The sequence below is a fragment of the Streptomyces monomycini genome, assembly GCF_022271435.1.
GTDB classification, from domain to species: Bacteria; Actinomycetota; Actinomycetes; order Streptomycetales; family Streptomycetaceae; genus Streptomyces; species Streptomyces monomycini.
Genome location: NZ_JAFIQY010000045.1, coordinates 23365 through 45057, shown reverse-complemented (window position 1 = coordinate 45057; position 21693 = coordinate 23365). Strand labels below are relative to the sequence as shown.

Here is a 21693-nt window from a genome sequence, read left to right as displayed (position 1 = left end):
GTGCCTTTCGGTGAGCAGCCCGCGTACCTCCGCGTCGCCGGCGACCTGCGCCAGAAGATCGTCGAAGGTGTGCTGCCCCCGCACACCCGCCTCCCCTCCCAGGCCCGCATCCGCGAAGAGTACGGCGTCTCCGACACGGTCGCCCTGGAGGCGCGCAAGGTCCTGATGGCCGAAGGTCTGGTCGAGGGGCGCTCCGGGTCGGGGACGTATGTCCGCGAGCAGCCCGTGCCGCGCCGTATCGCCCGGGCCGGCTACCGCACCGGCGTCGGCGCCACGCCCTTCCGGCAGGAGCAGGCCGACGAGCGGGTCAAAGGGACCTGGGAGTCCAGCAGCGAGCGGGAGGAGGCCGGTCCGGTCGTCGCCTCCCGGTTGCGCATCCAGGTGGGGGACCGGGTGATGCGCACGCGGTATCTCTTCCGGGCGGAGGGCGAGCCGGCCATGCTCTCGACGTCCTGGGAGCCGCTGGACATCACGGGGCGTACACCGGTGATGCTGCCCGAGGAGGGGCCGCTGGCCGGGCGCGGGGTGGTCGAGCGGATGGCGGCCATCGACGTGATCGTGGACAACGTGGTGGAGGAGGTCGGGGCGCGTCCCGGGCTGGCGGAGGAGGCCATGGCGCTGGGCGGGGTGCCGGGCCATGCGGTGCTGGTCATCTCGCGTACGTACTTCGCGGGCGGTCGCCCTGTGGAGACCGCCGACGTCGTGACGCTCGCCGACCGCCATCGGGTGGCTTATCACTTGCCGGTGCATTGAGGGGGAGGCGGGGGACAGGGTAGGGGAGGGCGGGCCTTTCCCTTTCCTGTGGTGGCTGAAACCCGTTCCTGGGGAGCGATTTTCGCGGGGCCAGAGTCAAGATCGCACGTTGTGTACTGATGCGTAACCCGCCAGTAGCCACCCCCTAATTCCTGGTATGTCGGGATTTGGGCGGTCAATTGGCGTGTTGGAAACCTCACACACCTTCAGCCAGGGCCACGTTTTGACCCTGCATGGGAATCCGATCTTCCAATTCGCTCTTACGATGGCGAAGTTTGTGCACGGCACGGGGGAAGATCAGGAGACCAAGCACGTTGAGCACGACGCAGACCCAGAGCGCGGAGCAGGGCTCCCACTCGAATTACCGACGGTCCCTCGGGACCATTGCCCTGACCGCCACGGGTCTTGGGTCGATCATCGGTTCCGGCTGGCTCTTCGGGGCCGAGCGGGCCGCCGCCATCGCCGGTCCGGCCGCCATCCTGGCCTGGGTCATCGGCGCGGCCGTCGCGCTCACGATCGCCCTCACCTACACCGAGCTCGGCTCGATGTTCCCCAAGGCGGGCGGCATGGTCCGCTACGGCCAGTACTCGCACGGTTCGCTCGCCGGCTACCTCGCCGCCTGGGCCAACTGGATCGCGATCGTCTCCGTCATACCCGGGGAGGCGACCGCCTCCGTCCAGTACATGAGTTCGTGGAGCTTCGGGTGGACCCAGGGGCTGTACGACGGCAAGGAGCTGACCGGCAGCGGTGTCGCGCTGGCCAGCCTCCTGCTGATCTTCTACTTCTTCCTGAACTGGTTCGCGATCTCGCTCTTCGCGAAGACCAACACCGCGATCACGGTCTTCAAGGTCGTCGTCCCGATCCTGACCGCGAGCGCCCTGATGCTGGCGCACTTCGACACCGGCAACATCAAGGACCACGGCGGCTTCACACCGAACGGCTGGAGCGCGGTCTTCACCGCCGTCGCCGTCTCCGGCATCGTCTGGGCCTACAACGGCTTCCAGTCGCCGCTGAACATGGCCGGTGAGGCCCGCAACCCGGGCAAGTCGCTGCCCAAGGCCGTCATCTACTCGATCCTGATCGCGCTCGTCATCTACGTCGCGCTCCAGGTCGCCTTCCTGATGGCGGTCCCCGGCGGCAAGCTGGAGTCCGTCGGCGGCTGGGCCCACCTCGGCTACAACTCGCCGCTGGCCGACCTCGCCGTCGCCTGGGGCCTGAACTGGCTGGCGCTGCTGCTGTACGCGGACGCGTTCGTCTCCCCGTCGGGTACGGGCATGATCTACGCGGCCACCACCTCGCGCATGATCCAGGGCGTGCAGGAGAACGGCCACCTGCCGAAGATCTTCGGCCGGGTCGACAAGAAGACCGGTGTGCCGCGTCCGGCGCTGGTGCTGAACCTGTTCATCGCCTTCCTCTTCCTCGCGGTCTTCCGCGGCTGGGGCTCGCTCGCCGAGATCGTCTCGGTGGCCACCGTGATCTCGTACATCACCGGCCCGGTCGCGGTGATGTCGCTGCGCCGTCTCTCGCCCGACCTCAAGCGGCCGGTCAAGCTGCGCGCGATGCCGTACATCGCGCCGGTCGCGATGGTCTTCGGCTCGCTCGTCCTGTACTGGGGCCGCTGGCCGCTCACCGGCAAGGTCATCCTGATCATGGCGGTCGGTCTGCCGGTCTGGGCCTGGTACGAGCTGCGCAAGCCGTGGGCCGAGCTGAAGCCGCACCTGAAGGCGGGCGCCTGGATGGTGGCGTATCTGCTGGTCATGGCGTGTGTCTCGTACATGGGCGGCGAGGAGTTCGGCGGCAAGGGCTATCTGCCGCCGGGCTGGGACATCGTCGTGGTCGCCGTGATCGGTCTGCTCTTCTACATGTGGGGCGTACGCAGCTCCTGGCGCAACCCGTCGCTGATCGCGGCCGAGGCGGAGTCGCTGGCCGAGGCCGAGGCCGAGGCCGCCGAGGAGCGGGCCGCGGCCGGCACCGAGGCCGGTGACGCGGCCGACGCCAAGTCGGAGAAGGTCAGGGCGTAACGCCCCTGGGGGCGCGGTGCCGGTCCTCTCAGGCAGGGCGTGACGCCCTCCCGCGCACGGCGCCGTGCCTTCTCGCGCACGGAATCCGACGGGCGCCGTCGGTGGCAGGAGCCACCGGCGGCGCCCGTTCGTATGTGCGCCCGGGGCGCTCGAAGGGCCGCCCGCGCGCCCCTCGGGCCCAGTGCGATGGCCGGTTCGGTACCTCTTTGTGCAAAGCCGTATCCGGTGCGTAAAGGTCGGGCGTAGGCTCGGGCATATGCGGAATGCGGTTTCGGCATCAGTGCAGGAGGGGCGCGCGACGGCGCGCTGGACGGCGGACGGAGGGGCGCGATGACCGACAGTGGCGCGGTGCTGCCCTGGCTCGTCATTCGCCAGGACGAGGGCGGCAACCGCTATCGCGTCGGCCGCTACGCCACGCGTGCGGAAGCGGAGCAGGTGGCCGACCGGCTCGACACCCGCAGGAACGGGCGGCTGTACGTCGTGGAGCGGGTGGGGCACGCCGCCACCTGAGGCGAAGGGGCGGCAGCGCGGGACGTAGGCTGCCGCGCATGACGGACGTGCGTGTGGTGGTGGGTGGAGCGGTGCTCGACGGGGGAAGGCTGCTGGCGGCGCGGCGCAGTGCTCCGGCCGCGCTGGCCGGCCGCTGGGAGCTGCCCGGCGGCAAGGTCGAGACCGGCGAGACGCCCGAGGAGGCGCTGGTCCGCGAGCTGCGCGAGGAGCTGGGCATCGAGGTCGAACCGCTGGACCGGATTCCGGGGGAGTGGGCGCCGCGGCCCGGTCTCGCCCTGCGGGTGTGGACGGCCCGGCTGGTGTCCGGCGAACCGAGGCCTCTCCAGGACCACGACGAGCTGCGCTGGCTGGCGCCGGGGCAGGAGGGCGAGGTCGACTGGCTGGACCAGGACCGTCCGGCGGTCGACGAGGTGATGCGCCGCCTCGGGGCCGCGGAGGTGTCGGGGGCTCTGTATCCGTCCGGCGCCCCGTACGCGCCGTAACGCGCCCGACGCTCCGGGACCGCGCGCGGCGCCCCGTATGCCCCGTTACGAGTCCGATGCTCCGTAATACACCCGGCGCCCGGTCTGCCCCGAAGCGCACCCGACGCCCGTAGCCCCGCACGCTCCCGGCGTCCCGCCCCGCCCCAGGTGGACCGGTCATCTTGTCACCTCACCGTTCCCCCGTACGGGCCGATCATCGGATCGGGCGGGTCCCTCGTGCGGGTCTGCCGCAGTGCGGCGGCGCACCGGGGTGCCCCGCCGCACACGAGGCGCGCGCGTCGCGGTCCCGTCTGCCTCAGTACGCCGTTTGTGCCACAGTGCGCCATTGAGGGCGATATTGATGCGCTGATACCGGGTATGTGCTGTTTACCCCCTCACCACGGACCATCCGGAGGGTGTTCGCATCGGGCTGGGAAGTGATCGGCGTGAGCGACAACGCAGCGGCAGGGGCTCCCGAATCCGCCTCCTACGCGCCCCGACGCGGCATGATCTCCGGCTCCCCGCTCGCCGAGTGGAGCTTTCCGGCCGAGCCGGGCTCCGCCCGTACCGCCCGTGCCGTGGTCCGCGAGACACTGCAGGACTGGGGGCTGGACACCGTCGTCGACCTGGCCGTTCTGCTCGTCAGCGAGCTGGTGACCAACGCGCTGCGCTATGCGAGCGGCCCCATCGGCGTACGGATCGTCCTCAAGAGCGGGGGCGGGCTGCTCGTCGAGGTCTCGGACCCGGTGCCCGACCCGCCCCGGGAGCGCACCGCGACGGCCGAGGACGAGGGCGGCCGGGGACTCCAGCTGGTGGCGTGCACGTCACGGTGTTGGGGCACCCGACATGGCAGGACAGGTAAAACAGTGTGGTTCGAGCTGTCCGTGGCGGGTTAGGAGTCTGGTGGCGGCCTGATCGTTGCCGTTTCATTGACATTCTGTGGACGGCCTGCGATCGAGACTGTGCTGTGATCGTGAAGACCGTGTTCCGGACAGCCGCGGTGCTGGATACTCGGCTCGTCCGGTCCGGGCACGATGAGCTGGAGGGGACGGGGCTCGTGAGCGAGAAGTCATCTGGCGGGGCAGGACCCGCGCAGCCTGCCGGGCCGGGCGGTACGGACGGTCCGGCGCGGCCGTCGGGCCGCTCGGGGCCGGACGGCCCGGAAGGCCCGCCGATATGGCAGAGCAGCCCACCCGGCTCCATCTACGACTACATCCGGGTCGCGTCCTTCTCCCTCGGCCCCGACGGGCGCATCGACCGGTGGAGCGAGCGCGCCGCCGAGATGCTCGGCATTCCCGCCGCCGACGCGGTCGGCAAGGACCCGGTGACCGCCTTCGTCCCGCACGAGCTGCACGCACAGGCCCACCGCACGGTCTCGCAGATCCTGGACGGCCGGGAGTGGACCGGGCTGGTCCCGTACCGCCCCCGTGGCGCGGACCGGGAGGGCGGGCCGGGCGCCGGGGAGGACGGACTCGCGGAGATCTACGTGATGCCGTCCGAGACGGCGGACGGCGAGCGGGCCGCGGTCTGTCTCGTCGTCGACGTCCGCGCGCTGCGCGGCATCGAGACCGACCTCGCGGCCTCTCAAGCCGTTTTCGGCCAATCTCCGACAGGCTTCCTGCTCTTCGACACGGACCTGCGGATCCGCCGCGTCAACGAGCGTTTCGCGACCGTCTTCGGCGGCCCCGCGGCCAAGTACCGCGGCGGCGGGCCGCACGACTTCCTGCCCCGCTCCGAGGCCGAGCGGTTGCAGGCGGCGCTGCGGCGGGTGCTGGAGACGGGTGAGCCGGTCGGCGAGATGCAGCTCGTCGGTACGGTCCCCGCGCCCGCCTCCGCCGCCGCCATTCCCGCCCCCACCGCTCCCGAGCCCGCCGCCCCCTCCGGCGCGGCGTACGCCTCCGGCGCCACCGGCACGGCGTACCCCTCCGCGCCCGCCGGTACGGGCTACCCCTCCGGCCCGGCCGGTGAGGCCGACCGGCGCCGCTGGTCGGTCTCCCTGTACCGCCTGCACGGCGCCAGCGGCCGCCCCATCGGGGTCGCCGCGCTGGCCGCCGACGTGACGGGCCGCCGCCGGGCCGAACGGGAAGCCGCGAGCGCCCGCCGCAACCTGGCGCTGCTCAACGAGGCCGGCGCCCGTATCGGCAACTCCCTCGACCTGGAGACCACCGCCCGCACCCTGCTCGACGTGGCCGTGCCGCAGTTCTGCGACCTGGCCTCCGTGGACCTCTACCAGGGCCTGCTGGCCGGTGACGAGGCGCCGCCGGGGATGGCCGACGGCAGCGCCGAGCTGCGCCGGGTCGCCTTCTCCAGCGCCGTCTCGGACGCGCCGCTGGCCACCATGGCCTGCGACGTGCCCGAGGGCGAGGCCGGGCCGGTCGCGGTCGGCGCTGTCCACCGCTACCCGTTCAACTCCCCGTGCGCCGGCGCGCTGCGTACGGCGCAGGCGCAGATCATCCCGGGCCGGGAGAACGAGGACCGGGCCGAGCTGGGTGCCGTGGTGCACTCGACGCTCGCCGTGCCGATGGTCGCCCGTGACACGGTCGTCGGGCTGGTGCAGTTCTCCCGGACGAAGGGCAGCGAGCCGTTCGGCGAGCGCGACACCGCCCTCGCGGTCGACCTGGCCGCGCGCGCCGCGGTCTGCATCGACAACGCCCGGCTGTACCGCAGGGAGCACGAACGCGCCCTGATCCTCCAGCGCAGCCTGCTGCCCCCGGGCGACCCCGAGGCGGCCGGCCTGGACATCGCCTGCCGCTATCTGCCGGGCACCACCGCCACCGAGGTCGGCGGCGACTGGTTCGACGTCATCGAGCTGCCCGGCCACCGCACCGCGCTCGTCGTCGGCGACGTGATGGGGCGGGGGCTGCGCGCCGCCGTGGCCATGGGCGAACTGCGGACGGCCGTCCGGACCCTGGCGCTGCTCGACATGGAACCGGCCGAGGTGCTCTCCGCGCTCGACGAGATCGCGCGCGGGCTCGGAGCGACCGGCGGCGGCGCCCGTACGGCATCGCGCGCCTCGCGCAGCCGTTCCGCGCCCCCCTCCGGTGCCCCGACGGGCTCCACGGGGGAGGCCTCGCGCTGCGGCTCGGGCACCGCCGATCTGTCCGAGGTCTACCTCGCCACCTGCGTCTACGCCGTCTACGACCCGGTCACCCGGCGCTGCACCTTCGCCAACGCCGGACACCTGCCGCCCGTCATGGTCGAGGAGGGCGAGGACGCGCTGCTGCTGGACGTGCCGCCCGGCATGCCGCTGGGCGTCGGCGGCGAGCCGTTCGAGGAGACGGAGGTCGAGCTGCCGGACGGCGCGCTGCTCGCCCTCTACACCGACGGCCTGGTCGAATCCCGCGACCACCCGCTGGACGAGGGGCTGCGCGCCTTCCAGACGGCCCTGTCGGAGGCCGGGCGTCCGCTGGAGGACGTCTGCGACCACGTGCTGAACGCGCTGGACACCCGGCACGGCGAGGACGACATCGCACTGCTGATGGCCCGCGTGCACGGCCTGCCCAAGGACTCCGTCGGTGACTGGAACCTGGCCCCCGAGGCCCGCTCGGTCTCCCGCGCCCGTGAGCTGGCCCGTGACCAGCTCACGGACTGGGGCCTGGAGGCCCTGGTCGACACCACCGAACTGCTCGTCAGCGAACTGGTCACCAACGCGCTGCGGCACGGCCACGGCGAGATCCGGCTGCGACTGCTGCTGGACCGGACCCTGGTGTGCGAGGTGTGGGACGCGGACCTGGCCCAGCCCCGCCGCCGGAGGGCCCGCGACACCGACGAGGGCGGCCGCGGCCTCCAGCTCGTCGGGCTCCTCAGCGCCGGCTGGGGCAGCCGCCGGACCCCGCGCGGCAAGACCGTCTGGTTCGAACTGCCGCTCCCGGACGGGGACACCGCCCTGCCCGATCCGGCGGACGCCCTGCTGAGCCTGTTCTGACCCGGGCCGGGCCGCCCCGCCGCCGTTAGTCTGGTGGCATGGCGGATCCCGAGTCCGGTGGCATGGCAGATCCCGACGAGCCCGTCCATGTCGAGGCCTACGATCCGGCCTGGGAGCAGCTGGGGCATGCGCTCGTCCGTGACCTCTCACGGCAGCTGGCGTGGGCCTCCGCCGACGTCGAGCACATCGGTTCCACGTCCGTACCCGGGCTGGACGCCAAGCCGGTGATCGACGTGCAGGTGGGCTGTGCGCCCGCGCTGGTCCCGCTGGTCGTCGAGGCCGTGCGGGGGATGGGATTCGAGCACCTCGGCACTGCCGGTGTCCCCGGCCGCGAGTACCTCAGAAGACGCTCCGCCGACCCCGCCAACGTCCACGTCATGGAACGCGGCGGGCGTCTGTGGAGGGACAACATGGTCTTCCGGGACTTCCTTCGGGCCCGTCCGGACGTGGCCCGGCGGTACGCCCGTACGAAGCGCGAAGCAGCGGAGCGGGCCCCCACGCTGCTCGCTTACTCCGCACTCAAGGCGCGCACGGTCGCCGAGATCATGGCGGCGGCCCGTTCCGGCCCCGGCCCGTGACGCGGAGGAGAGCGGCCACGGGCACGTCGTCTCCCGTACCGCCCCTCAGCTCACTCCTTCCGCCGCCGGATCTTGTTCCCCAGCCACACCAGCGGGTCGTACTTGCGGTCGGCCGCGCGTTCCTTCAGAGGGATCAGGGCGTTGTCGGTGATGCGGATGTGTTCGGGGCAGACCTCGGTGCAGCATTTGGTGATGTTGCAGTGGCCGAGGCCATGGTTCTCCTGGGCGGTGCGTTTGCGGTCGAGGCCGGTTTCGGGGGCGGCGTCCAGCGGGTGCATGTCGAGTTCCGCGATGCGCATGAGGAAGCGGGGACCGGCGAAGGCGGCCTTGTTCTCCTCGTGGTCGCGGACGACGTGGCAGGTGTCCTGGCACAGGAAGCACTCGATGCACTTGCGGAACTCCTGGGAGCGGCCGACGTCCTCCTGCCGCATGCGGTAATCGCCCGGCGCCAGGTCCGGCGGCGGGACGAAGCCGGGGATCTCGCGGGCCTTGGTGTAGTTGAAGGAGACGTCCGTGACCAGGTCGCGGACGACCGGGAAGGCCCGCATCGGGGTGACGGTGACCGTCTCGTCGCGCTCGAAGACGGACATCCGGGTCATGCACATCAGGCGCGGCCGGCCGTTGATCTCCGCGCTGCACGAGCCGCACTTGCCCGCCTTGCAGTTCCAGCGCACCGCGAGGTCGGGGGCCTGGGTGGCCTGAAGGCGGTGGATGATGTCGAGGACGACCTCGCCGTCGTTGACCTCGACACGGAAGTCCGTCAGGCCGCCGCCGTCCGCGTCGCCCCGCCAGATCCTGAAGTGCGCCTTGTAGGCGTCGGACTGCGCGCTCACCGGTTCGTCTCCTCGTCGTCCGCCGCTCCGGGCGTCGGCGCCGCCTTCGCCGTACCTGCGGTGTCCGCCGTACCTGTCGTCTCCGCCGTACCCGCCGCCAGTTCGTCGTCCGTCAGGTACTTCGCCAGTTCGTCCCGTTCGAAGAGGGCCAGCAGATCGGGCCGGACCGGCGGGTTCTCCCGGCGGGTCAGGCGGATCTGGCCGATGGCCGGGTCCCGCGGCGGGAGGTCCGCGCCGTCCTCGGCCAGTTCGCAGACCAGGTTGATCCGGCGCCAGCGCCGGTCCATCTCGGGGTAGTCGTCGCGGGTGTGCCCGCCGCGGGACTCCCTGCGTTCCAGCGCGGCACGGGCCACGCACTCGCTGACCAGCAGCATGTTGCGCAGGTCGATGGCCAGGTGCCAGCCGGGGTTGTACTGCCGGTGGCCCTCGACACCGGCCCGGCGGGCCCGGGTGCGCAGGTCGGCGAGGCGTTCCAGGGCCTCCTCCATCTCGCTCTGCCGGCGGATGATGCCGACCAGGTCGTTCATCGTCTGCTGGAGCTCCTGGTGGAGGGTGTACGGGTTCTCGGCGGGCCGGCCGGCGTGGTGCGCGTCGGGCCCCTCGGCGCTGAACGGACGCAGCGCCTCCGCCTCCGCGGCGTCGAGCTGGAGGGGGTCGGCGGCGGGCCGTGCGGAGCGGGCGCGCGCGTACTCGGCCGCGTACAGGCCCGCGCGGCGGCCGAAGACCAGCAGGTCGGAGAGGGAGTTGCCGCCGAGCCGGTTGGAGCCGTGCATTCCGCCGGCCACCTCGCCGGCGGCGAAGAGGCCGGGGACGCCGGCGGCCGCCGCGGTGTCCGGGTCGACGTCCACGCCGCCCATCACGTAGTGGCAGGTCGGCCCGACCTCCATCGCCTCGGCGGTGATGTCCACGTCCGCCAGCTCCTTGAACTGGTGGTGCATGGAGGGCAGCCGGCGCCGGATGACCTCGGCCGGCATCCGGGTGGAGACGTCGAGGAAGACCCCGCCGTGCGGGGAGCCGCGACCCGCCTTGACCTCGGCGTTGATGGCGCGCGCGACCTCGTCGCGGGGCAGCAGCTCGGGCGGGCGGCGGTTGTGGTCCGGGTCCTCGTACCAGCGGTCGCCCTCGTCCTCGGACTGCGCGTACTTCTCCTTGAAGACGTCCGGGACGTAGTCGAACATGAAGCGCTTGCCGTCGCTGTTGCGCAGCACCCCGCCGTCGCCGCGGACGGACTCGGTGACGAGGATGCCCTTGACGGACGGCGGCCAGACCATGCCGGTCGGGTGGAACTGGACGAACTCCATGTTGATCAGCGGCGCCCCGGCGAGCAGCGCGAGCGCGTGCCCGTCGCCGGTGTACTCCCAGGAGTTGGACGTGACCTTGAAGGACTTGCCGATCCCGCCGGTCGCCAGGACCACCGAAGGGGCCTGGAGGACGAAGAAGCGGCCGGACTCGCGTTCGTAGCAGAACGTGCCGGCCACCCGGCCCTCGTCCTTGAGGACGCGAGTGACGGTGCACTCCTGGAACACCTTCAACCGGGCCTCGTACGAGCCGAGTTCGCGTTCGTCCTGCTGCTGGAGGGAGACGATCTTCTGCTGGAGGGTGCGGATCAGCTCCAGGCCCGTACGGTCGCCGACGTGCGCCAGGCGCGGGTACTCGTGGCCGCCGAAGTTGCGCTGCGAGATCCGGCCGTCCGGGGTGCGGTCGAAGAGCGCGCCCCAGGTCTCCAGCTCCCAGACCCGCTGCGGCGCCTCCCGGGCGTGCAGCTCGGCCATCCGCCAGTGGTTGAGGAACTTGCCGCCGCGCATCGTGTCGCGGAAGTGCACCTGCCAGTTGTCGCCCTCGTTGACGTTGCCCATGCTGGCCGCGATGCCGCCCTCGGCCATGACCGTGTGGGCCTTGCCGAACAGCGACTTGCAGATCACCGCCGTACGCATGCCCTGCTCACGGGCCTCGATGGCGGCGCGCAGCCCGGCGCCGCCCGCCCCCACCACGACCACGTCCCACTCCTGCCGGTCCAGCTGCGTCATCACAAGGCACCCTTCCTAGAAGAAGCGCGGGTCGTCGAAGGCCCCGGTGGCGAGGAGGAAGACGTAGAAGTCGGCGGCGGCCACGCTGATCAGCGAGGCCCAGGCGAGCGCCGCGTGCCGGGCGTTGAGCTTGCCGGCCCAGCCCCACAGGCGGTAGCGCACCGGGTGTTTGGAGAAGTGCCGCAGCCGGCCGCCGACGATGTGCCGGCAGGAGTGGCAGGAGAGGGTGTACGCCCAGATCAGGACGATGTTGACGAGGAAGACGAGGGTGCCGAGACCCATGTGGCCCCACGCGTAGTCCGCGTTGCGGAAGGTGAGCACGGTGTCGTAGGTGAGGATGCCCGCGACCAGCACCGCGAAGTAGAAGAAGTAGCGGTGGATGTTCTGCAGGATCAGCGGGAAGCGGGTCTCGCCGGTGTACTTCTTGTGCGGTTCGGCGACCGCGCAGGCCGGGGGCGAGGCCCAGAAGCCGCGGTAGTACGCCTTGCGGTAGTAGTAGCAGGTCAGCCGGAAGCCCAGCGGGAAGATCAGGATCAGCAGGGCGGGGGACAGGCCCCACCAGCTGCCGAAGACGTCCCAGTTGGGGCCGCCGCGCATCGGGTGGCAGTTCTCCGCCAGGCACGGCGAGTAGAACGGCGAGACGTACGGCGCGGAGTAGTAGTCCGCGTTCGCGAACGCCCGCCATGTCGAGTACACGACGAAGGCGAACAGGCCCGCCGCGGTCGTGGCCGGGTACAGCCACCAGCGGTCGGTGCGCAGGTGGCGGGCGGGTATCGCGGCACGCGAGGGCGCGTGGACGCCGGTGCCGGACGGTCCGGCCGCGCCCTTCGCGCCGCTTGCCTCGGTATGCGGTTGGGGTTCGGTGCCAGTGGCCAACGTCGGTCTCCGTGGACGGCTGTCTGGGGGTGGGACGGGTGGCGCTCAGCGGTGGTACGGGGGCGCGCGGTGCGGGGCGCCGCCGTACGGAGGTGCGGCTACGGTGCCCGGCGGTCGCGCGCGCCGAGGCCCTCGTCCTCCGCGTCGGCCCACAGGGCGGCGTCGTACGGCGCGTCCGGGATGGTCACCATCTCGGGGGCGGGCACGGGCGGGCGGCCGGTGCGCGCGCCCACGGTGTACGCGGGCCGCCCGCCGGGCGCGTCCGTACTGCCGTCCCGCAGCAGTTGCAGGCTCTCGCGCAGATGGTCCGTGTCGCTGCGTACGCGCCGGATGTCCAGGCCGCCGCCGACCTGTTTCTCCAGTCGTCCGACCGACCGTTCCAGGTCGTCCAGACTGCGCTGAGCTGCCGTCAGATCGTCCTGCAAGGACATGACTTGCCTCACCTCCGCGGGTGTGGTCGGCGCGCCCTCGCCCCTCGCCCGGACCCGTCCGGGCGCAGCGGCGTGCGCCTGCGAGTGTCGCGCGTCACAGTCGCGATTGGGAAGGGATCTGCCGTGATTGCGGAACCGGACCGGCGTGTTTCGGCACGTGTGCGCCGTCGGTCCGCGCCGGAGGACGTGCTTTCGTACGGCGGCGTGTACGCCCGCGGGCGCGGGGCCCGTACGCCCTCCCGTTCCGTTCGCGGACGGGGCCGCAGACGGAACCGCGCAGCCTGCCGTACGGGTCGCCGAGCGCCCGGGGGCGGGAACGGCCGGGAACGGAAACGGTTGGGCCGGGCGGGTGGCCTTCGCGGCGGCCGCCGACGTGTCGCCCGCCCCGGTGGCGGCCGGTCCCCTTCAGTGGTGGAGCCATAGATGTGATGAGCCGCAAAGTCGGCCGAACGTGATCCGTGGTCCCGCGGCCCGCCGCGGCGGCGGCGCGGCGCGGGCGAGCCCCGGAGGTAACCGTGATGACCCACCCCGTCAGCTCAGGCGGCGCGGCCTGCCGCAGGCGCCGCTGCGCCGCGCTCCTCGCTGCCGGAGTGCTGCTGCCGCTGCCGGTCCTGACCGGCTGCGGTGGAGGCGACGACGCCGAGCAGGCCGGCCCCGGTGCCCAGGACATCTCCGTCACCCCGCGCGACAAGGTGCGCCAGGGCGGCACCCTGCGCTGGGCGGTGGACGCCGTGCCCGGCACGCTGAACGCCTTCCAGGCGCGCGCGGACGCGGCTACGCGGCGCGTCACCGATGCCGTACTGCCCCGGCTGTTCACCCTGGACGAGCGGGGCCGCCCGCAGCGCAACCCGGACTTCCTGGACGCCGCCGACGTCACCGACCGCGAGCCCCGCCAGACCGTCGTCTACAAGATCAACCCGAAGGCGCGGTGGAGCGACGGGCGGGCCGTCGGACCGGAGGACTTCGCCGCGCAGTGGAAGGCGCTGAACGGCAAGGACAACGCCTACTGGAGCGCGCGCAACGCCGGGTACGACCGGATCGAGAAGGTCGAACAGGGCGGCGCCGCGCGCGAGGTCAAGGTCACCTTCGCCAAGCCGTACGCCGACTGGAAGTCACTGTTCACACCGCTGTACCCGAAGAGCGTGACGGGTGACGCGCGCGCCTTCAACGACGGCGCGCGCGAACAGCTCAAGGAGGTCGCCGGGCCGTTCACCTTGGGGGAGCGGGACAGTGAGGCCGGCACGCTCACCCTCGCGCGGAACCCGAAGTGGTGGGGCGCCCGGCCCAAGCTGGACACGATCGTGCTGACCGCGCTGCCGCGCGAGCGGCGGGCCGCGGCGCTGGCGTCGGGCAAGGCCGATCTGGCCGAGGTGGACCCTGCGGACGCCCGGGCGATCATCGCGGCGCGCAAGCCCCCGGCCTCGCGGCCGGCGAGCCCCCGGCCGACCGGCGGCAGCCCGTCCGGCCCCGGATCGCCGGAAGCCGGCTCGCCGAGCGCCGGAGCGCCGGACGGCGCATCGGAGGCCGGGCGCGTCGAGGACGCCGACGCCGGGCGCTCGCCGGCCCCCGGCGGCGACGACGCCCCGCCACGCAGAACGTCCGCCGCCGAGCAGGACGCCTTGCGCCGCTACACCGTCCGCAAGGCCCTGGAACCCGCCTACACCCAGCTCGCCCTCAACGGCAGCACCGGCCCGCTCAACGACGACCGGGTGCGCCGCGCGGTGGCCCGCGCCGTCGACCGGCAGAAGCTGGCCGACTCCGTACTCAAGCCCCTCGGCCTGCCGAACCGGCCGCTGGGCAGCCATCTGCTCATGGCGGGCCAGCCCGGGTACGCGGACCACAGCGGCGCCCTCGGCGGGCCGGACACCACGGCCGCACGGGCGATGCTGGCGGACGCGGGCTGGCGGGCGCCGGGCGGCGCCTCGGAGCAGCCGCGGAACCCGGAGCAGAAGCCGGAGAAGAAGGTGGACGCCGACCGGGGCGGCTCCGACGACGGCAAGGCGGGCGACCGGGAACTGGCGGCCGCCGTACCGGTGACGCCGCTGTCCGCGGTCGGCGTGCGGTCCGCCGACCTCCAGCGGTCCACGCTGCTGCGGCAGAGCGCCGGCCTGTACAAGGACGTGGCGGCGGACCGGCGTACGGCGGCCCGGGGGGACACCACCGTCGCGGCGTACGCGGACTACCGGCGCTTCGAGATGCTGGCGGCCGGAGCGCTGAGCGCCGCCGAGATGATCGAGGTGGCCCCGGCGCCCGGCAGCCGGGGCCCCGGCGGAGACGGGACGGACCACATCAGGGCGGCCGACGGCAAGCCGGTCGAGGGCGGTCTGGCCGCCCCGGTGGACGTCTTCCGGGCCGATCCCGCGGCCCACGGCCCGGTCCCGGCCCTCAAGAAGGACGGCAAGCCGCTCGTTCTGCGCTTCGTGCTCCCCGACGGCCCGGGCTCCGAACGGCTGCGCACGGTGGCCGACCGGATCTCCAGGATGCTGGCCCGCATCGGGGTGCAGACCGCCGTGCAGAAGGTGCCGGACAAGAGCTACTTCGAGGACCACATCGCGGCCGGCGACTTCGACCTGGCGCTCTACACCTGGCCCGGCTCCGCCTACCCGGCCACCGACGGCCGCCCGATCTACGCCAAGCCGCAGCCCGCGGCCGACGGCAGCCTCACCGTCGAGCAGAACTACACCCGGGTCGGCACCGACCACATCGACCAGCTCTTCGACCAGGCGGCCGCCGAGCTGGACGAGGACGCCTCCCGTGAACTGGTCGACCGCGCCGACGCGCGGATCTGGGCGGCGGCCGGGTCCGTACCGCTCTACCAGCGGCCCGAGGTCGTCGCGGCGAAGCGGGACCTGGTCAACGCGGGCGCCTTCGGTTTCGCGACGCCGCGCTTCCAGGACATCGGTTACAAGAAGTGAGGGACCGGGTGTAGCGGACGACCGGTCCGGCGGCCGGACCTGGTCGCCGGGCCGGCCGTCGAACCGGCCGTCGAACCGGTCGCCGGGCCGGTCGCCGAACCGGTTACGGACAGGTTGCGCCCGGCCGAAGCAGGCGTGGACCCCCGGCGCACAGCGCCCGTTCGATTATGGGTCTTCGCAGGTCAGAGGCGGTTCAGCGGCCCAGGGGCGGCCGAAGCCGCGGCAGCCCCGTACCATGGGGTGAGGCCGTGGCGTCTTCATGCCCGGCAGGCACACGTACCGGACCGTACGTGCCGCCATCCACGATCCGGGAGAAGCGCCGCAGTATGCCCACGCGCCACGACATTCGTAACGTCGCCATCGTCGCCCACGTCGACCACGGCAAGACGACCCTCGTCGACGCCATGCTCAAGCAGGCCGGTTCCTTCGCCGCGCACGCTGCCGAGTCCCTCGACGACCGCATGATGGACTCGAACGACCTGGAGCGTGAGAAGGGCATCACGATCCTGGCCAAGAACACGGCGGTGAAGTACCACCCCAAGGATGGCGGCGACGTCATCACCATCAACATCATCGACACCCCCGGCCACGCCGACTTCGGCGGTGAGGTCGAGCGCGGCCTGTCGATGGTGGACGCGGTCGTGCTGCTGGTGGATGCCTCCGAGGGCCCGCTGCCGCAGACCCGCTTCGTGCTGCGCAAGGCGCTGGACGCGAAGATGCCGGTCATCCTGTGCATCAACAAGACCGACCGCCCGGACGCCCGGATCGCCGAGGTCATCGACGAGACCTACGACCTGTTCCTGGACCTGGACGCGGACGAGGACCAGATCGAGTTCCCGATCGTCTACGCCTGCGCCCGTGACGGTGTCGCCTCGCTGACCAAGCCGGAGGACGGCACGGTCCCGCAGGACAGCACCAACCTGGAGCCGTTCTTCAGCACGCTGCTGGACGCCGTCCCGGCCCCCGAGTACGACGAGTCGGCGCCCCTCCAGGCCCACGTCACCAACCTCGACGCGGACAACTTCCTCGGCCGTATCGCGCTGCTCCGCGTGGAGCAGGGCGAGCTGCGCAAGGGCCAGACCGTCGCGTGGATGAAGCGCGACGGGTCGGTCCAGAGCGTGCGCATCACCGAGCTGATGATGACCGAGGCGCTCACCCGCAAGCCCGCCGAGGTGGCCGGCCCCGGTGACATCTGCGCCGTCGCCGGTATCCCCGACATCATGATCGGCGAGACGCTGGCCGACCCGGAGAACCCGGTCGCGCTGCCGCTGATCACGGTCGACGAGCCCGCCATCTCGATGACCATCGGCACCAACACCTCGCCGCTGGTCGGCCGTGGCGGCACCGGCAAGGGCGCGGACGCCAAGGCCGCGACCAAGGACCGCAAGGTCACCGCCCGCCAGGTCAAGGACCGTCTGGACCGCGAGCTGATCGGTAACGTCTCGCTGCGCGTGCTGGACACCGAGCGCCCCGACGCCTGGGAGGTGCAGGGCCGCGGTGAGCTGGCGCTGGCCATCCTGGTCGAGCAGATGCGCCGTGAGGGCTTCGAGATGACCATCGGCAAGCCGCAGGTGGTCACCAAGGAGGTCGACGGCAAGACCTACGAGCCCGTCGAGCGCATGACGATCGACGTGCCCGAGGAGCACATGGGCGCCGTCACCCAGCTCATGGGTGTCCGCAAGGGCCGGATGGACAACATGTCCAACCACGGCTCGGGCTGGGTCCGCATGGAGTTCGTCGTCCCGTCCCGCGGTCTGATCGGCTTCCGTACGGAGTTCCTGACCAACACCCGCGGTACCGGTATCGCGCACTCCATCCACGAGGGCCACGAGCCCTGGTTCGGCACGCTGACGACCCGTAACAACGGTTCGCTGGTCGCCGACCGCTCCGGCGCGGTCACCGCCTTCGCGATGACCAACCTCCAGGAGCGCGGCGTGCTCTTCACCGAGCCGGGCACCGAGGTGTACGAGGGCATGATCGTCGGTGAGAACTCGCGCTCCGACGACATGGACGTGAACATCACCAAGGAGAAGAAGCTCACCAACATGCGCTCCTCCTCCGCCGACTCCTTCGAGGCGATCGTGCCGCCGCGCAAGCTCTCCCTGGAGCAGTCGCTGGAGTTCTGCCGCGACGACGAGTGCGTCGAGGTGACCCCGGAGGCGGTCCGTATCCGCAAGGTCGTCCTGGACCAGAAGGAGCGCGGCCGCACCGCTTCGCGCGCGAAGCGGTAATACGCACCGTGACGCCGTGCGGACACGCTGGGTAATGCCCCGCGGCCGCCCGGCGATTACGCTCCGCGAGCGCCCCATCGGATTTCTGATCCGGTGGGGCGCTTTCCGTTTACCGGTACGCCGGGCCGGCTACCGCATTAATGATCACCGTGTCAACGGGATTCCGGTTGCGATCGGGCCATGGCGGGTCCGAATTACGGACGAAGATCAGCATGTGCGGCGCCGACGGTCCGTTTCGTTACCGTCTGGATGGTTTGGTTTGTCCGGATTCCGAACTCCAGGAAAACGGATGTGACCAAACCGAGACCCCTTACACGTGGTTTATGGGGCGAACGTGACTGAGACTGGGGTGCATTGAGCTCGGGTCAATGGGTCACGCGCTGTGGGGAGCGCCGACTCACGAGCAGCAGGAGCTGGTCGCTGGCTGTCAGGGGTGTCAGCTGCGGGCAGCTCCTTTCCATGAAGTGAATGGACTCATGAGGAGGCAGTCCCATGCGCGGTGCCAAGAGCGCCACCTGGGTCGCAGGTGCGATAGCCGTGGCCCTGACCGCCACGGCGTGCGGCGGCGGCAGCAGTAGTGGCAACAACGCGGCCGTTGACCCCAACGGCACGTACACCTACTACAGCACCGAGCCGCAGCACGAGCTGATCCCGACCAACAGCAACGAGGTCGGCGGCGGTTACATCATCAAGAACCTCTTCCGAGGTCTCGTCGACTTCGACGCCAAGGGCAAGCTGCGTTACCAGAACGCCGAGAGCGTCGAGTCCACGGACAACCAGCACTTCACGGTGAAGCTGAAGAAGGGCTGGAAGTTCCACAACGGCGAGCCGGTGACGGCCTCCTCCTTCGTGGACGCCTGGAACTGGGGCGCCAATGCCAAGAACGCCCAGCTGAACTCCTCCTGGTTCGAGCCCATCAAGGGTTACGAGGAGATCCACCCGAAGGAGGGCGACCCGGAGACCGACAAGATGTCGGGCCTGAAGGTCGTCAACGACAACGAGTTCACCATCGAGCTGTCGAAGCCCGTCTCCACCTTCAAGGAGCGGCTGTTCTACGACGCCTTCTTCCCGCTGCCCAAGGCGTTCTTCAAGGACACCAAGGCGTTCGGTGAGCACCCCGTCGGCAACGGTCCGTACCAGCAGGACGGGAACTGGGAGCACAAGGTCCAGTTCAAGACGAAGAAGTTCGCCGACTACAAGGGCGTGGACAAGCCCAAGAACGGCGGCGTGATCTTCAAGTTCTACAACACGGACGACAGCGCCTACAACGACCTGGTCTCCGACAAGGTCGACATCATGTACAAGGTCCCGAACTCGGCGACCAGCAAGTTCAAGGCGGACCTCGGTGACCGCGCGGTCAACGAGCCGTACGGCGGCCAGACCACCATCGCCTTCCCCATGTACGACAAGGAGTGGGGCAAGCCCGAGAAGGCCAAGGTCCGCCAGGGCCTCTCCATGGCCATCGACCGCGACACCATCGTCAAGACCGTCCTGAAGGACGCCTACGACGCGGCCGACGGCTGGGTTCCCACGGTCGTCGAGGGTTACCAGAAGGACGCCTGCGGCGAGTTCTGCAAGTTCAACCCGACCAAGGCCAAGCAGCTGATCAAGGAAGGCGGTGGCGTCCCCGGCAACAAGATGACCATCACCTTCAACAATGACGGCGGCCACCGGGACTGGGCCGAGGCGGTCTGCAACGACATCAAGCAGAACACCGGCGTGAACTGCGCCGCCCAGCCGCGCCCGACCTTCCAGCAGGTCCGTAACGAGATCACCGGCAAGAAGATGGACAGCGCCTTCCGTATGGCGTGGGTCCAGGACTTCCCGAACATCTCCAACTTCATCTCCGAGCAGTACCGCACCGGTGCCGGCGCGAACGACATGGGCTTCTCCGACCCGGAGCTCGACAAGCTGATGGACCAGGCCAACGCTGCCAAGACCATCGAGGAGTCCAACAAGCTCTACCTCCAGGCCGAGAAGAAGCTGACGGAGACGATGCCCTCCATCCCGCTGTTCTTCGACCACACCCTCGGCGGTTACTCGAAAAACGTGCAGAACGTGAAGTTCGACACCTACCGCCAGGCGATCTGGACCGACGTCGAGGTCAAGCAGAAGTAACCGGGACGCTGCATGTGACGCAGGCCCAGTAGCCGCCCGCCCCCCTCACCCCCGGGGCGTGGCGGCCGCTGGGCCCGTCAGCGACAGGAGGAACCATGGGGCGTTATGTCGCGAGGCGACTGCTCCAGATGATCCCGGTGTTCATCGGGACCACTCTGCTCATTTTCCTGATGGTGTATTCGCTGCCGGGCGACCCCATCAAGGCGCTTTTCGGTGACAAGGCCGCCGACCCGGCCACCGTCGCCAGACTTCGGCACCAGTTCGGGCTGGACCAGCCCATGCTGACCCAGTACTGGAACTACCTGACCGGCCTGTTCAAGGGCGACTTCGGGCAGAGCTTCACCGGCCGCCCGGTGGCCGACCTGATCGGCGAGGCCTTCCCGGTGACCATTCGGCTGGCGCTCTACGCCTTCGCCATCGAGGTCGTCATCGGTGTCGCGCTCGGTATGCTCACCGGCCTCAAGCGCGGCAAGTTCGTCGACCAGCTGGTCCTGGTGCTCACCCTGATCGTGATCTCGGTCCCGGTGTTCGTGCTCGGCTTCCTCGCCCAGTTCTTCCTGGGCCTGAAGTGGCAGCTGATCACACCGACGGTCCAGGACTCCATGAACCTGGGGCAACTGACCGTCCCGGCGATCGTTCTCGGCGCCCTGTCGCTCGCGTACGTCACCCGGCTCACCCGTACCACCGTCGCGGAGAACCTGCGCGCCGACTACATGCGCACCGCGCTCGCCAAGGGCCTGCCGAAGAGCCGGCGCCTGGGCGTGCACCTGATGCGCAACTCCCTGATCCCCGTGGTCACCTTCCTCGGCACCGATCTCGGCATGCTGATGGGCGGCGCCATCGTCACCGAGGGCATCTTCAACGTCCAGGGCGTCGGCAACACGCTCTACCGGGCGATCCAGACCAGTGAAGGGCCCACCGTGGTCGGCATCGTGACGGTGCTCGTCCTCATCTACCTCGTGAGCAGTCTGGTCGTGGACCTGCTGTACGCCGTCCTGGACCCGAGGATCCGCTATGCCTGAGAAGACAACTGTGAACCCTGGCGCCGTCGCGGGCCCGGGCACCACCGGCGACACCGTGGACCTCGCGGCGCCCGGTGTCGGTGCTGCCGCTGTCGAAGCCGCCGGCGGCCCCGCCAACAAGCCGCGCAGCCTCGGCCAGGACGCCTGGCGCGAACTGCGGGGCCGGCCGATGTTCTGGATCGCCGGTGCGCTGCTCGTGCTGCTGATCGTGATGGCGATCGTGCCGTCGCTCTTCACGGGCGCCGACCCCGACCACGCCGACCTGCGCAACCACTACCTCGGCGAGCCCCAGTGGTCGCACCTTTTCCAGGTGGACTGGTTCGGCTACAACAAGCAGGGCCAGAGCGTGTGGGCCCGTACGGTCTACGGCGCCCGCGCCTCGATCATCGTCGGCGTCTGCGTGACCTTCGCGGTCACCGTCTTCGGCGGCCTGCTCGGCATGCTCGCGGGGTACTTCGGCGGCTGGGCGGACGCCCTCCTGTCGCGTATCACCGACGTGTTCTTCGGCATCCCGCTGCTGCTCGGCGCGCTCGTACTGCTCCAGGCGTTCACCAACCGCACCGTGTGGACGGTGACCCTGGGCCTGTCCGTCTTCGGCTGGATGCAGCTCGCCCGCGTCATGCGCGGCGCGGTCATCACCCAGAAGCAGTCGGACTTCGTGACGGCCGCCAAGGCGCTCGGCGCGGGCCACACCCGCATCCTGTTCAAGCACATCCTGCCGAACGCCATCGGGCCGGTCATCGTCGTCGCCACCATCGCGCTGGCCGGCTACATCTCCGCCGAGGCCACCCTGTCCTACCTGGGCATCGGCCTCCAGCCGCCGGCCATCTCCTGGGGCGTGGACATCTCCGCGGCCAAGGACGTGCTGCGCGACGCCCCGCACGTCCTGCTCATTCCGTCGGCATTCCTGAGCATCACGGTGCTGGCGTTCATCCTCCTCGGCGACGCGGTGCGCGACGCCCTCGACCCCAAGCTGCGCTGAGGGAGGCGTA

At 70.8% G+C, this 21693-nt stretch carries 16 protein-coding genes; 12 read left to right on the top strand and 4 right to left on the bottom strand.

Translation table 11 applies throughout. The features are described 5' to 3' along the window. The 7 genes from JXZ78_RS33940 (at position 1) to JXZ78_RS33910 (ending at position 8248) form a co-directional block, all read left to right on the top strand. Positions 1-753 (top strand): GntR family transcriptional regulator, encoded by a 753-nt coding sequence (locus JXZ78_RS33940; RefSeq protein ID WP_030020234.1) that lies wholly within the window; start codon positions 1-3, stop codon positions 751-753. 314 nt (positions 754-1067) lie between these two features. Next, a complete protein-coding gene (locus JXZ78_RS33935; protein WP_030020235.1) occupies positions 1068-2774 on the top strand; it encodes an APC family permease in 1707 nt (568 codons plus the stop codon). A gap of 330 nt (positions 2775-3104) precedes the next feature. Continuing rightward, positions 3105-3284 (top strand): SPOR domain-containing protein, encoded by a 180-nt coding sequence (locus tag JXZ78_RS33930; RefSeq protein WP_030020236.1) that lies wholly within the window; start codon positions 3105-3107, stop codon positions 3282-3284. 38 nt (positions 3285-3322) lie between these two features. Further along, entirely contained in the window at positions 3323-3766 is a 444-nt protein-coding gene (locus JXZ78_RS33925) for a (deoxy)nucleoside triphosphate pyrophosphohydrolase (RefSeq protein ID WP_050502493.1), read from the top strand. 485 nt (positions 3767-4251) lie between these two features. Beyond that, positions 4252-4641 carry an ATP-binding protein gene (locus tag JXZ78_RS33920; RefSeq protein WP_030020238.1) on the top strand — a complete coding sequence of 130 codons (390 nt, stop codon included), beginning with the start codon at positions 4252-4254 and terminating at the stop codon, positions 4639-4641. Positions 4642-4802: 161 nt separating this feature from the next. Next, positions 4803-7670 (top strand): SpoIIE family protein phosphatase, encoded by a 2868-nt coding sequence (locus tag JXZ78_RS33915; protein WP_372498464.1) that lies wholly within the window; start codon positions 4803-4805, stop codon positions 7668-7670. Between the two features lie 38 nt (positions 7671-7708). Beyond that, positions 7709-8248, top strand: a complete 540-nt coding sequence (locus JXZ78_RS33910; protein WP_050502494.1) for a GrpB family protein — start codon at positions 7709-7711, stop codon at positions 8246-8248. A 50-nt stretch (positions 8249-8298) separates the two neighbouring features. On the opposite strand, the gene JXZ78_RS33905 is transcribed toward JXZ78_RS33910, so the two are convergent. The 4 genes from JXZ78_RS33905 to JXZ78_RS33890 form a co-directional block, all read right to left on the bottom strand. Next, positions 8299-9081 carry a succinate dehydrogenase/fumarate reductase iron-sulfur subunit gene (locus JXZ78_RS33905; protein WP_030020241.1) on the bottom strand — a complete coding sequence of 261 codons (783 nt, stop codon included), beginning with the start codon at positions 9079-9081 and terminating at the stop codon, positions 8299-8301. Continuing rightward, on the bottom strand, positions 9078-11108 hold the full coding sequence (locus JXZ78_RS33900; protein WP_030020242.1) for a fumarate reductase/succinate dehydrogenase flavoprotein subunit: 2031 nt from the start codon (positions 11106-11108) through the stop codon (positions 9078-9080). The genes JXZ78_RS33905 and JXZ78_RS33900 overlap by 4 nt, the downstream gene beginning before the upstream one ends. Positions 11109-11123: 15 nt before the next feature. Next, positions 11124-11984 carry a succinate dehydrogenase subunit SdhC gene (gene sdhC, locus JXZ78_RS33895; RefSeq protein ID WP_030020243.1) on the bottom strand — a complete coding sequence of 287 codons (861 nt, stop codon included), beginning with the start codon at positions 11982-11984 and terminating at the stop codon, positions 11124-11126. Positions 11985-12082: 98 nt separating this feature from the next. Further along, positions 12083-12415 carry an Rv0250c family protein gene (locus tag JXZ78_RS33890; protein WP_030020244.1) on the bottom strand — a complete coding sequence of 111 codons (333 nt, stop codon included), beginning with the start codon at positions 12413-12415 and terminating at the stop codon, positions 12083-12085. Positions 12416-12933: 518 nt separating this feature from the next. Between JXZ78_RS33890 and JXZ78_RS33885 the strand changes: the two genes are divergently transcribed. The 5 genes from JXZ78_RS33885 to JXZ78_RS33865 all read left to right on the top strand — a co-directional run bounded on the left by JXZ78_RS33885 (position 12934) and on the right by JXZ78_RS33865 (position 21683). Beyond that, positions 12934-15330 (top strand): ABC transporter substrate-binding protein, encoded by a 2397-nt coding sequence (locus JXZ78_RS33885; RefSeq protein ID WP_030020245.1) that lies wholly within the window; start codon positions 12934-12936, stop codon positions 15328-15330. A gap of 326 nt (positions 15331-15656) precedes the next feature. Then, positions 15657-17561, top strand: a complete 1905-nt coding sequence (gene typA, locus JXZ78_RS33880; protein WP_030020246.1) for a translational GTPase TypA — start codon at positions 15657-15659, stop codon at positions 17559-17561. A 492-nt stretch (positions 17562-18053) separates the two neighbouring features. Then, on the top strand, positions 18054-19679 hold the full coding sequence (locus JXZ78_RS33875) for a peptide ABC transporter substrate-binding protein (protein ID WP_030020247.1): 1626 nt from the start codon (positions 18054-18056) through the stop codon (positions 19677-19679). Positions 19680-19774: 95 nt separating this feature from the next. Continuing rightward, entirely contained in the window at positions 19775-20701 is a 927-nt protein-coding gene (locus JXZ78_RS33870; protein WP_030020248.1) for an ABC transporter permease, read from the top strand. Further along, complete coding sequence (locus JXZ78_RS33865; protein WP_238783555.1) at positions 20694-21683, top strand: ABC transporter permease; 990 nt, start codon at positions 20694-20696, stop codon at positions 21681-21683. Before JXZ78_RS33870 ends, JXZ78_RS33865 begins: the two co-directional genes overlap by 8 nt. Positions 21684-21693 lie beyond the last annotated feature (10 nt).

Coding starts and splice junctions, on each gene's coding strand:
- JXZ78_RS33930 (WP_030020236.1), top strand. CDS start 3,105: ATGACCGACAGTGGCGCGGTGCTGCCCTGGCTCGTCATTCGCCAGGAC.
- JXZ78_RS33925 (WP_050502493.1), top strand. CDS start 3,323: ATGACGGACGTGCGTGTGGTGGTGGGTGGAGCGGTGCTCGACGGGGGA.
- JXZ78_RS33920 (WP_030020238.1), top strand. CDS start 4,252: ATGATCTCCGGCTCCCCGCTCGCCGAGTGGAGCTTTCCGGCCGAGCCG.
- JXZ78_RS33910 (WP_050502494.1), top strand. CDS start 7,709: ATGGCGGATCCCGAGTCCGGTGGCATGGCAGATCCCGACGAGCCCGTC.
- JXZ78_RS33900 (WP_030020242.1), bottom strand. CDS start 11,108: ATGACGCAGCTGGACCGGCAGGAGTGGGACGTGGTCGTGGTGGGGGCG.
- JXZ78_RS33890 (WP_030020244.1), bottom strand. CDS start 12,415: ATGTCCTTGCAGGACGATCTGACGGCAGCTCAGCGCAGTCTGGACGAC.
- JXZ78_RS33885 (WP_030020245.1), top strand. CDS start 12,934: ATGACCCACCCCGTCAGCTCAGGCGGCGCGGCCTGCCGCAGGCGCCGC.
- typA (WP_030020246.1), top strand. CDS start 15,657: ATGCCCACGCGCCACGACATTCGTAACGTCGCCATCGTCGCCCACGTC.
- JXZ78_RS33875 (WP_030020247.1), top strand. CDS start 18,054: ATGCGCGGTGCCAAGAGCGCCACCTGGGTCGCAGGTGCGATAGCCGTG.
- JXZ78_RS33870 (WP_030020248.1), top strand. CDS start 19,775: ATGGGGCGTTATGTCGCGAGGCGACTGCTCCAGATGATCCCGGTGTTC.
- JXZ78_RS33865 (WP_238783555.1), top strand. CDS start 20,694: ATGCCTGAGAAGACAACTGTGAACCCTGGCGCCGTCGCGGGCCCGGGC.